This window comes from Pedobacter agri PB92, from assembly GCF_000258495.1.
Taxonomy (GTDB): domain Bacteria; phylum Bacteroidota; class Bacteroidia; order Sphingobacteriales; family Sphingobacteriaceae; genus Pedobacter; species Pedobacter agri.
The window spans coordinates 1-12,328 of record NZ_AJLG01000148.1; the positions used below are offsets into that span (position 1 = coordinate 1).

Below are 12,328 nucleotides of genomic sequence, written 5' to 3' on the forward strand. Positions count from 1 at the left end.
AACCATTATAAAGACTTGGATGATACTGTAAAGAAAGATTCCACGCAGGCGCCAAAAGGGGTAAACCCTGAAGATACCGTTAGAAAATACTGATTAAGCTGTTGATTTTAAAGCCGGATATCGAAAATGAGAGAGTTGTCTTGTATTGGATTTATTAAACTCAAGGTCCTTATCTTCTGCATGTTTTGCATTTCTTCCTGTCATAAAGAAGATGCTGAGGGCTACGCTATCGTTGCCCACGATTTCATGGTCAACGTAACACGGGAGCAAACCTTTCAAATGGCTTTGGCCGAACGTCTGGGTAAAAATCCATCAAGGCAGAAAGTAGAAGAAATAGTTAATGCCAGGAAAAAATTTTCAGCAAATTATATTTCAGAATTAAACAGTTTAAAGCCTTCCAGTCAAAATCCTTTGCAAGTTTCGTTTTCCGATGAGCAAACGAATGCCTTACGGGCAATAGATCAGATCTCCGGAATTAGCCATGAAGATAAGCTACTAAAAGAACTAATGGATTCCGATCAGGTTATGATTGCTTTACATGTGAAAGCTGTCTCAAATAGCGGCGTTTCTGATGAAATGGTACGGAACTGGGCAGAGCAAAAATTACCTGCTTTGCGGGAAAATTTAAAGGAAACCCAAAATTTAAAATAGAATGGAAACGGACAAACATAATAATAAAAATTTAGGCGATACCCAGGCTGAAAATTCCGCTGATCGCTCTAATATGCCGGACAATCAAGTACCACGGCATCGAAGCAATGATCACGAACAAATAAATAGAGTGAAGAGTGATGCAGGCTTTCTTAGTAGAGAGGTTGGTGAAGGAGATTTTGGGTCTGAAGAAGCAAGGGCAGATCCTGAAAAAGGCAATAAAGGACATGCCGGGAATATGCCTAACACGGTTTAAAAGACCAGGAAGAATAGTGTCACTGACAAGGTCATCATTATACTATTTTAAAACTCAACATTTAGTTATTGCAAAAAATCTGTTAAAATGTTCAGAAGTTCCAGGATCTAATGAATGAATATTCATTAACCGCGGTTGGGATCTTCTTTATTACTTACATCTTTACCCAGAGCGCAAAAATTGAATTTTTATCATATCTTAAGAATTAATTTGCTGCATGTAACAAATAATAAACAAAGGTCATAGTATAATGTACAACTGCGATCTTACGCCAGTTTCAAAAAGATGATGAATGGGTGCGAAGATTGCCAGAAGGTTCGATTTTGGAAACAAAAAGGAAACATGCTAGGCTGGTATGTCCAGCACATTTTGTCTGAGTTCATACAACAAAAAAAAACCAAAGATCATAAATTAAGATCAATCCGCAGGGCGGCGCAACAGCTTTAAGAATCGCGCTTTTGTCTTCTTAGACATATCCTGAGTTAGTACTATTTCAGACAGTCGACAAACTTTTTCACTAATTAATAATGAATACATAATCATAACAATCCTCAATATTTTTGCGAAAAAAGAAAAGCATCCTATCTTATTTTTAAAATCAATTGTGCAATGGTAATTCCTTAAAGTATGAGCGGAATGATTGAATAGCTTCATCAATGGGTTGTTTTGAATGCCGTAGAAGATCTTGCCTGGAAATCCGTTCATCCACCCACTCCCAGACAGATTCGAAGTACTGATTCAACGTGATTTTTTTTATGCAATTCATTATAGTCAATCTTTAAATCATCTGCTAATTGTTGAATTACAGGTGAATCAAAATTTACAGGGCCTGTCCCTTGCCAAATCTTCCTTAGTTTATTTTTTAAAGTCAACCGGAAAATATGGTTTGGTACAGATTCTACTTCCTGTTTTTCTCCATTTGAACTCATCATTTCCCATTTTCCAAGCTGAACTGAAAAACCAAATGCGACACGACCTACAATTCTTGAGGAGGTGAAAACCTTTACTTTTGGCGAATGTCTGATTTTGGCATCAACCCTTTTTAATGCCTTCCGAAATTCTTCATCCTCTAAATAGGGGATTGGCGGAATACGTCCTGCACGTTCATAACATTCGCAACTAACTGCTAGACTAGGTCCATAACATTGAAAATGTCTAGGCCAGGGATTGAAGGGGCAAGGGTCTATTATGGATTCCAATCTAGTGACAAATAATCTGTAGGTGACATCGCGTAAATGATGAATTTTTGCGCTAACAGGAGTATTTTGTGGCAAGATACGTCCACCTACGACTTCGGCACCTTTCGAAAATTCGTCTATCATGTGAATAACCCACTTGGAATCGACCTCACTATCGCCATCAGTTGAGACGATGATTCCCCGTTCACCACGTATGCTCATTAGCCGGTTATATGCTGCATCCATCAATATTCTTCTTGCAGCACCCACGTGTGCGTTTGGAGGCAGAAACGTAACGCATTCTACATGGAGCTGGAACGACGGGTGTCGCATCTTGTATTTTGTACAGATTTCAAAACTATCATCCGAGCAGTTATTGACCAAGACCAGAACTTCATATATTGTTGAATCTATCGGATTATCTAATAGATCAATTTGAAGTCTTAATGCATCAAGCGTTTTTTCAATATGGTCCGCCTCATCTTTGACGGGAATCACGACACTCAACAAAAGGTTTTTATTTGGTGGAATGCTAAAAAGCGTTTCGGAATATTTTAAAAGCGTCTCCATCATATGTACAGTGAATATTTAACATTAGCGTCGGCAGATATGTTTTCGGTTTCCACTCTATAGCTCAAGCGTCAATCATAACCAATTGAAATTAATTTGGCCTTGATTTACCATCAACCCAGATTATTAATCAACAATATCCGCTATGCCGGGCGATTTAAAACCGTTCTTGAAATGAAATATATAATCGATCCGTTAGCACATTTTATACAGTAATATAAATATTTATTTAGATAATAGTTGCATAGGCTTCGGGTTGAAACTTTTACGGTAAACAGGTTATTCATCAGGCTTGATTTTGCCGCTATGGACTGGATAATTTCTGTTTGGATTTACGAGTCATCAGGATTTTGTAAATAAAAATTGTGCATACGCTGGACTAAACGACTTGTTACAGGCTGGGCATGACTGGTCCGCAAATCCTGGAGGCTCTTCAAAAGTGAGCTATTGATTTTTTATTTATTAATATTAGATCATCTCCTGTTTGATATTGGCATCGCGAGTGCACAGCGTTAACTTGGCCATTATAATTTCTCAACGAATTACGACCTGTACATCTTCAGGTATTTTTTCAATCCCTGCCTCGCCTGATGGATGTGGGTTTTAACGGTGCCTATCGGAAGATTTAGTTCAGCTGCGATTTCATCGTACTTATATCCTTCAAAATACTTCTTAAAAGGTATACGATATTCATCCTTAATCGAAGCCATGGCCTTATTAATGTCCTCCAATGCGAATGTACTTTCACCTGCATTTTTTGTTGCGCTAATTGCCAGTTGACCATTGGTGATTTCTTCTTCGACAGTCACAAAAGCTTTACGCTTTGTGTCTTTTCTATAGTCATTGATATAAGTGTTTCTCATTATGACGTAGAGCCATCCTCGGAGATTTGTTCCTTGATCAAAACTATGTGCAAACCGAAGTCCTTTAATAAGGGTTTCTTGAAGCAGATCTTTCGCATCATCCTCATCGCGGGTAAATTTCAATGCGTGAGACATCAAATGGTCAGAGTGAGCGTATATCTCAGATGTGAATTTAACATTGTTCATAATTCTTATCTTATTGGTTTTAGATCACCCCGGATCTTTCCGGATATTTAAATGAACAGATGAGAGAGAATTTGGTTTTCTGATATAGATTAATAGGTATAATTCTTTTTTTATTGAGTAATTTCAACCGTATAAATACTACACGTTTAGCATGTCATCTTTACTTTAGCCACCCAAGTATTGTCTTTTTGTTTCTGATACCATATTTGTTTGAAGAAATGTTATATCTTATGAAAGAGATTGTAGGTCACCAAATCGTTTAGCGGTTCTGGGTAGCTGTAGTTTTCCTGGTTTGATAAAGGAAATTGAAATATCAGAAAACGTGTTTTTTCTTTGTTTACATGATGTAATGGTTTTTAAGACAATATCGGCTTGCACGCCTAACCTAGTGGAAGTGCGCTTTTAACAACTTTTTTTATTTTGGGTAGCAAACCGCTATCGCTTCGCCTGGTACAGAGCTGCGAATTTATGACTCCGATAAGGTCACTTATCCTGAAAGGCTTTTCAATAACTGCATCACAGCCATAGTCCGAGATTGACAACAGGATTTTGGCGTAGGCAGATGTTATTATAATGGGGGTATATTCAAAACCATCGATCGCTCGTATTGCGCTACAAAGCTCACCACCATTCCACTCTGGAAGCATGTAGTCCAATAACACCAGGTCAGGACGATATTTTTCAATCATCCGTATCGCATTTTCCGGATGAAAGCATCCCTGACAATCAAAGCCTTGGTCAAGAAGAATATCCTGAATCGTCTCTAGGAGCACAAGGTCGTCTTCAACTATAAATATTTTTTTTTGTTCCATCGTAATAGATATTAGTATTGTCTGGAAAGTTAAAGTCAATTTTGTTTTTTAAATTCTTTTTTCAGCTATATCTAGTTTGTGATTTCGTTTTTTTAAATCTTTCTATTAATGACGCAGGAAGTGGTGTTCTTCTGCTGTCAGGGGATGATGTCAGCTTCCTCCACTGAGCATTGGGAAAATCTCCAGGGAAATGAGCACAATATGATGTTTAAATTCTTCAAAGGGGCAGTAGATTATTATTTATCGCCTAAGCGCTGTTGTCTACTAAGAGAGCACCACCACAACTGTGCAGGCATTTTCGGGTTCTACCTTTCTTTTTAACCTTTCAAGTATTTCCATTGAGGAGGCGTTATTTCCGCGATGCTGAATTTTTCATAGGAATGTTTCCTTTTTAAAATTGACTGTGACAATAATTATAAAGGCATTTTGCATAAGCTTTTATTTAAACTCTATAACCTTTATATATTGTTTAGAAAGTAAAACCATGTCGCCCGTGGCGACATGGTTTTTTTAAACCGTTTAGCATATTTCAATCTGTCTGGCTACGGCTTTTGCTTCCTCCCTTTTCGGAAGGGATAGCTTTAGGATCCCATCAGTATAATTTGCTTGAATCCGATCGGCATCTGCGCTTTCAGGTAAGTTAAATGATCTAGTAAAAGCTCCATAGTTGAACTCACGCCTGTTATAAATTTTATCTGCTGGATTGCTCTGCTCAGATTTTTGGACTGAAATGGTCAGGATCTCACGCGATAATACTACTTTAAAGTCTTCTTTTTTTAGGCCGGGTGCGGCCAGCTCAATTTGGAAAGCTTCTGTGGATTCTAAAATGTTAATTGCAGGTACGCTTTCAGTGCGGCGGTCGGCGAAAAATGTGTCGCCAAGTACGGATTCGAAAATGTCATTAAAACCCGGCAATAATGTGCTGTTCTTCTTTTCTGGATTGAATTTAACCAATGTCATAGTGTATTCTCCTTTTAATGGTTTAATAATAAAATGGACTATAAATCAATTAATTTTTCGCTGAGACTATTATTTAATCTGTCTCAACGGCTAAACATCAAGGGTTATGCCAAAGCGTTTACAGAATTTAGGGAGCATATTTTTCTGAAAATTTTTCATTTTTGCTGTAAAATTTTCAGATTTTGAACTGAAAATTTTACATTTTATACTTATACAATGCGTTGCATATAGTAATTTTTTAGTGATGTCTGGCCGGTAGGAGAGTAGGCCATTAAAATTTCGGAACACATCAATAGCAATAAATAGCAAGAGTTGTAGAAATATTGATTTAGATTCATTTGCTTTCTTGTTTTGTGGTTCGTCCTTAGTGGGGTAAAACAAAATTTTATAAATTTTCCTGTTTTATTAATTTCCGCAACATAGATGCCTTGTTCATTAGTAATGGCATTATCTACAATAAACTGGATAGTCTTTTTCCCTGCATCGGGCTGCAAAATCGTGCCATGGACTGTAACGAAGCCACTCTTAATTAAATTTACTGGTAACTTTATTGGATCGGTGACAGTCATCCCTCGTTTGACAGATGTCTTAGGTTGAGCATGTGCATAACAATTAGCAAGAATTAGTAAAAGGAACAGTATGAGAGATGATTTTTGTTTCATCAGAGTATCATTAGATTTATCAAATATAATCTATTATTTATTTAGCATCTTTTTAATGCATAGGAAAAATAAATTGACATTCCTAAAAAATGCTTTTGATGTGATTGCTCATTTTCACATCGGAGACTGATGTATCATTGCAAATATCAAAAACAATAATCAATGTTGATAGGGGTATACATGTTCTTGAGAATTGCATCCTTTCGAATCGAATTTAATCTTGGCTTAGATATCTTGCAAAGTTAGGGAAATCTTCGTTTTTTGAGACAAAATTTTAATATAAAATCCTTAGCCTCTAAAAAATTCACGCTTATTTGATAGCAACTTAATGTCTATTTACGAGTAATAGGAAAACTTGCTGTATTCAATAACTATATTCATTTTCATAAGGTATTTTAAAAGAAAACTCTTAAACTTATTGGAAATTGTTTTTATGAAAAGTGCCCTTATTTTACTTTTATTTTGTACGTCAATATTCAATGATTCTGTTGCGCAGGGTCTTGCGAACTCACCGGCTTCTGTACTTTGGAAGATTAGCCGCCCAGGATCAACGATGACTTCTTATATATTAGGATCTGTGCATACATATGGCAGTGCGTGGGTGGATTCATTTCCTGCAATTGATAGCTTAGTATTAAAACAGGATTTATTTATTTGTGAAAATCTTCTTCTTATAGATACTGCTAAAAGTCGAACCTTTTCTAAGTCAATAGCCTCACCCACAGTAAGTGCCAAGAAATCATTTGGCAAGGATGTCAAATTGATAAGGACGCATTTTTTAGAAACTTCTGACTTAGATATCGAGAAGATATTAGATGCAAATAATAATCAGAATTCTTTTTTGTTTAGCATGTATTATATTTTGTTATATCAACTGATGGAAAAACGAAATCTAAAAATGTCCACAGATTTTTTACCAATGGACGATGTGATATTAAGAAGGGCTCATTTAGCAGGTAAACAATGCATAGGTTTGGATGAAACTAATAGCTTAGGGAAGATGATTTCCTCAAAGAAACAAATGAATTCTATTAAATCTACAATTATAGATCTTGTCAAGGAGCTGGAGGATGTCGACATTAGTAGAAAGAGAAACAAAGAATTTTTGAAGTATTTAAAGATGGTGGATGAATATAATAATGCTAAGTTCAGTTACGATGGGAATCAGGTATCAGATAAGGGCGTAATGATTGTTTCGAGGAATAAATCATGGATCAAATCAATACCAAAATATCTATTTATTAATAGTTGCTTTATAGTCGTAGGTATCATGCATCTTAATGGAAAGGAAGGCCTTCTTAATATGCTAAAAGAACGCGGGTTCGAACTCACACCAATCGACCTCTGATGTCTTATCTTCAAGATTAAATGCAAAAAATGGGTTCGTTTTGTGAGACGATTTTTCTCTTTGCAGTAATTTGTGCAATTAAACTTACAGCTGAAAGAAAATAAGCAGTAGGGGAATGAATACTATCGTTTTTAAGAAAGAAATTAGTGGTAAAATTGTTTCCTATGTTCAATAAAATTTGGAAGGCACAACCGCAACTTTTCCATTTATGAAAATTGAAACATCAATGCCACCATGCACTTGAATACGTTCGCCTTCGCGATATGGCATCTTCTTTTTTGATTTTCCATTAATACTTGGGGCTTGAATCAATTTTACTTTATATAAGAACGGCTCAATAATTTTTTGGAAATGTTTCTTACTTCTGATTGAAAACTTTTTATGCACCAGATTTTCGAAATCTCCTCTAACCAAAATTAACTTGCTATCCACGTAACTATAAAAAAGCGGAAACTGAGAATCATTATTCAGGTCGTCAAAATTAACATAGTTTTTATTGATGTGATATTTCCGGATAATATCATTTGAAGTGTTTATTATGGTCGATATTGTTACGTAACCAACCGCCTTAAACTCTTTTTCCTTTACAATCTCTGATTGGATAAACTTTTTTACCTCTCGAAATAAGATAGAATCTTTGAAATCGATTTTTTGAATCTTCAACTGCGATCCAGCGCCATTAGGATCCTGGCTAAAAGCTGATAAATTCATTTGTAAAAAAAATAGAAACAGAAAAATAATCTTCTTGAAAAGCTTTTTCATAATATTATAACGTTAAATATAAGAAACATACTTTCGTTTTATGTTGTATTAATGCACTTCTTCGTAAAAGAGAATACGATAGGTCTAAATACTATTAGAGTTCGATAATAGCAAATATTCTCTTTGGGGACACATTTTCTCATTACTGTAATTGGTGCAGATAGACTTACTTCTGAAAGATAATATATAGCCGCAGATACCTCCTTTTTGTGAGACACATAAAGAGTGGATTAATTTGGCTAGATAAAGCTCGAGTAGTGGTAAGAGATTTTCATAGACCAGGAGTTAGACAAATTAAAATGCAAGATTGCACTTACAAACATACATTGCGCTATAAACATGAACTTTTAAATGTAAAAATGTAGCATAATAGAAAATTCTTAAAGTTAGTACTTCTTTTGGGCTTCCAAATGAACATTTCATAAAAAGAGAAATCAAGACTAGTTTAAAAGTACTAAAAGGAATGGACTTAGCGCTACTTATGGTAGAGCTATTAGGAATGTAGAAAAGAAGGCGAGCCTTGACCAAGGCTTCCTCTAATAGTTTTAAAATCTATTAGCCAGGCGCCTCAATACCAAATAAATAATTCCTATGAGAGAAAATAATGTACCAGCTAATAAAACTGTAGCTATAGTATAGTTAAAGTGCATAATTTTAGTTATTCCACCTAAAGTTGAGCATAATACCCATGCGATAAAAAAGTTTCTAATATTCATAATTTAAAATTAAATTAATATGATTGACTAGCTGAACAGGAACATAATAGTCCTATAACTATGTTTATGTCAAGTGATATGTCACACCCTAAGCGTGAGAAAAAGTCAGTACAAAATTCATCTTTTTCAGCTTTAAAACAACTCTTGAATGATTTATTTTTTTCACGTTGCCAAAATCCAATCCCACCATAATTGCCATATCGTTCGTTTTGTGAGACTTATAGATACTCAAGAATTCCTGTAATAAAAAAATATTTTTATTATGAGCCGAACATTATACAGTCTTATTGCAGAATTTATAATATGAGAGCAAATCATAAATTTAAGGAATATTAACACAGATATTGATTTGGTATAAAGTTTTAACCATTTGGGATAATAATTACTACTACACAAATCCGTTTTATAGTTTCGCTGCTTGCTTTATAAATCTTGAACAATGATCCCGTATTTTGATGACAATCGCCAACAGCTTATAGCTAGGAGAAGTAAAATTTTTATTTTAATATTAGCTCTATTCACCACTTCAGGAATATTTGCACAGGAGGCTCAAAATATTGCCGACCTTGACTTTTTATATCATCAAATTCAGAAGTTACCTTCCTATAAGGATCAGTTTAAAGGCAAAAAATCTTATCATAATCTCTATGAGAATATTAGAAAAGACCTTAAAACCACAGATGAAATTAAAATCTATCAGAAATTGCTGCAATTGATTCAACCGATCAATGACAATCATTTAGGTTTTTGGAGAAAATCCGATTCTACCGCTAAATTTAGCCCCCTTAGAATGTTGATAGATACGATGGAGGTTAAAACTAAAAATAGCTCTAGTTATAGCAACAGCATAGAAGGAATCTATGTAAATACTGATGGAAGTAAACATTTGTTATTTCAATTTGAACCTAATGTTTATTATCTCCAAAGCTTTAAAATAGGAATTATTGAAGCAATTTTAAATCGTACTGCAAATGAAAGCTATGATGCAATATTGTTCGTAGGTTCACCAGTTCCATATGTCCTAAATAGGAATTTTAAGATTCAAAATGGAAAGTTCGGCAATTTAAGTTTCTATAAAGTCGGTTATAGGCCTGTACCTCCACTGGAAATTGGATATAATAAATTTGAGTACACTAAGATTAAATCTGAAATAGGGTATCTAAGGCTTAGTAATTTCAGTGCCAGCAATGACAACTTCAACGTAGCAAAAGCTTTTTATGACAGCATTCGAACGAAAATCACCACTCAATACCTGATTGTAGATTTGAGAAACAACTCGGGTGGAGGATACAGAACTTCTAAACAATTTTTAACACTCTTGAAAAAATACCATGGAAAGATATTTCTAATACAAAACAATAATACAGTAAGTAATGCGGAGCAGTTTATTATTGACATCAGGAGCAAAAAAAAGGCTAGTAACACTTGGTGAGACAACTCGTGGAACGATAACCTATGGAAGTAATTATGGAAAAACCGTTAGCTTACCAAGCGGCCGTTTTATCTTTTATCCCACCGACATGAGGGGAAGAATAAAGGATTTAGCACATGAGAGTTTAGGCTTGAGGCCAGATATTGTTCTAGATCAGTTTGGGCACAACTGGATAGAGCAGACTTTGAATTATTTAAATAAGGCGTATTAACGTGGATAATTGATATGATTAAACTTACATCTGCACGAAAGATGTATAATAGGGTACTAATACTTTCGTTTTGTGAGACATTTTTTCTGTTTGCCGTAAATGATGTATTAAAACTAATTAATTCATGCAAACTGGAGTTGAAGGTTTTCATTGAATTTGAGAATGATAACTGACCCTAAACTCACCTAAGATCTTTATAAACATTATTTTTCGAACATTAATTTAATAGTATGTTAGCGTAGAATTAATCTTGAAGTTTCGATTTGCGAGATGTTTATAATTATCGTGACACTCCCATTGTATATTGGTGCAATAATTGCCGCATTCAATATGGGCTCATTCTTAAAAGGGTTTTTATTTTTAATTACAGTGGTATTAGCCAGAGGTTTAATGTTTTTATTCATTAATTTTCCTTTACACTCAGCGATAGGTGTAATAATTATTTTAGCATTTTTTCTTGCAAAGTTGAAAAGATAGCTTTACGAAAGTGTCGTTATTCCTAGTTTAACATATAAATTAATTGACTCGAATTATTGTTTAAAGTGCTAAATAATTAGTTTATAAACAGCCAAATGATAAGTTGCTTATTTGCGAATTGCTAGGAACTCATTCCAGTAATCAAACATACTTTCACATCTTTTATAATACTTTTCAAGTAGACGATATTAATTTTAAATATTCAATTATTAAACAAGTCTTGCACATTTTTGATAAAAAAGCACCAAATAAAAACATTTGTTTTGTGAGATTAATCATTTACAGTTAACGGATATTAGCCATCAGAATTGAACCGTTTCCAGGTAATTTTTTACCTAAATTAGTACAGAAGTTTGTTTGCAGTTTTATATATGGCTTCGACATCGCTATGCCGGTTTATTAAAAAGTTAAAATTCACAATTAAAACCTAGGTCTCAGACTGATGGTAGGAGGTTATTATCTTTAATATACAAATATTATGGGAATTAACATTTAGTTAGGACGTACTAGTAAGATGTAGGGATGAAGAGGATTTTTATAAATATGAGAACAAATGGAATTAGCGTGAACAGCACAGACCATGTTAGCCGAGTATTCAGACAGTTTTTTCCCATAAGTGTAATGGTCAATACAGAAATTAAGCTTCCAATATAGATTAGTGTACTGAACATATTTAATAATGCCTTTGATATATCGCTCAAGCTCGAAAGCTCATTGCTGTGATATATCGGGTATGAAAAAATACCTTCCATCACCAACTTGAAACCGACATAGGGCGCCCATACAATAAAAATTAGGTGCACCAGGTTGAAAAGGGCTAATAGATATAAGGTAGCTGACTTAAAAGATTTCATATCAAGGAATTTGTAAAGATCTTGAAATTCTAGGATTGAGTGCCGAGATCCAAATATCTCATCAAGATACGAATGAAAATACATCTATATAAATTAACTTAGATTCTTATATCAAAATCACCAGATAAATAAATGAAACCCATCTTGAAAGAAATCTTTTTTCTCTCGGTTACATTCGCTTTTCATCTTTTTTCTAAAAAGTGATAAACAGATGATGTAAGCCTAAACACTTTTAATTTATTTAGAAGTAAGGTGTGACCAATCGTAATTATTTTTCTTTATTCGGCGTTTGTAATCTAGTGAGTTTATGTCTCCATCTATTAGAAAAAAAATTTATATATGGAATTGCAGGTTCTTACGCATCATTAAACAAATCTGATTATTATGACT

Annotated in this window: 10 protein-coding genes; 4 read left to right on the forward strand and 6 right to left on the reverse strand. The window is 34.3% G+C overall.

The features are described 5' to 3' along the window. The first annotated feature begins 126 nt into the window (after positions 1-126). Together ON09_RS18080 and ON09_RS18085 are read left to right on the forward strand one after the other, a co-directional pair. Entirely contained in the window at positions 127-651 is a 525-nt protein-coding gene (locus ON09_RS18080; protein WP_147302550.1) for a hypothetical protein, read from the forward strand. A 1-nt stretch (position 652) separates the two neighbouring features. After that, entirely contained in the window at positions 653-907 is a 255-nt protein-coding gene (locus ON09_RS18085; RefSeq protein ID WP_010602479.1) for a hypothetical protein, read from the forward strand. A gap of 701 nt (positions 908-1,608) precedes the next feature. Here the strand turns inward: ON09_RS18085 and ON09_RS18090 are convergent. The 5 genes from ON09_RS18090 to ON09_RS18110 form a co-directional block, all read right to left on the reverse strand. After that, on the reverse strand, positions 1,609-2,658 hold the full coding sequence (locus tag ON09_RS18090; RefSeq protein WP_010602480.1) for a glycosyltransferase: 1,050 nt from the start codon (positions 2,656-2,658) through the stop codon (positions 1,609-1,611). Positions 2,659-3,197: 539 nt separating this feature from the next. Beyond that, complete coding sequence (locus ON09_RS18095) at positions 3,198-3,704, reverse strand: RNA polymerase sigma factor (RefSeq protein ID WP_010602481.1); 507 nt, start codon at positions 3,702-3,704, stop codon at positions 3,198-3,200. Positions 3,705-4,084: 380 nt separating this feature from the next. After that, a complete protein-coding gene (locus ON09_RS18100; RefSeq protein WP_010602482.1) occupies positions 4,085-4,516 on the reverse strand; it encodes a response regulator in 432 nt (143 codons plus the stop codon). A gap of 519 nt (positions 4,517-5,035) precedes the next feature. Beyond that, positions 5,036-5,476 (reverse strand): Hsp20/alpha crystallin family protein, encoded by a 441-nt coding sequence (locus ON09_RS18105; protein WP_010602483.1) that lies wholly within the window; start codon positions 5,474-5,476, stop codon positions 5,036-5,038. Between the two features lie 209 nt (positions 5,477-5,685). Next, the gene (locus tag ON09_RS18110; protein ID WP_010602484.1) at positions 5,686-6,138 is read right to left on the reverse strand and encodes a hypothetical protein; all 453 of its coding nucleotides are present in this window, start codon (positions 6,136-6,138) and stop codon (positions 5,686-5,688) included. Positions 6,139-6,556: 418 nt separating this feature from the next. On the opposite strand from ON09_RS18110, the gene ON09_RS18115 reads away from it, so the two are divergent. After that, positions 6,557-7,486 (forward strand): TraB/GumN family protein, encoded by a 930-nt coding sequence (locus ON09_RS18115; protein WP_162097945.1) that lies wholly within the window; start codon positions 6,557-6,559, stop codon positions 7,484-7,486. A 168-nt stretch (positions 7,487-7,654) separates the two neighbouring features. Here the strand turns inward: ON09_RS18115 and ON09_RS18120 are convergent, their stop codons facing one another. Further along, positions 7,655-8,248: a hypothetical protein gene (locus ON09_RS18120; RefSeq protein WP_010602486.1), complete on the reverse strand. Its 594-nt coding sequence runs from the start codon at positions 8,246-8,248 to the stop codon at positions 7,655-7,657. Between the two features lie 1,155 nt (positions 8,249-9,403). Here ON09_RS18120 and ON09_RS18125 point away from each other — a divergent pair. After that, positions 9,404-10,396 carry a S41 family peptidase gene (locus ON09_RS18125; RefSeq protein ID WP_010602487.1) on the forward strand — a complete coding sequence of 331 codons (993 nt, stop codon included), beginning with the start codon at positions 9,404-9,406 and terminating at the stop codon, positions 10,394-10,396. Positions 10,397-12,328 lie beyond the last annotated feature (1,932 nt).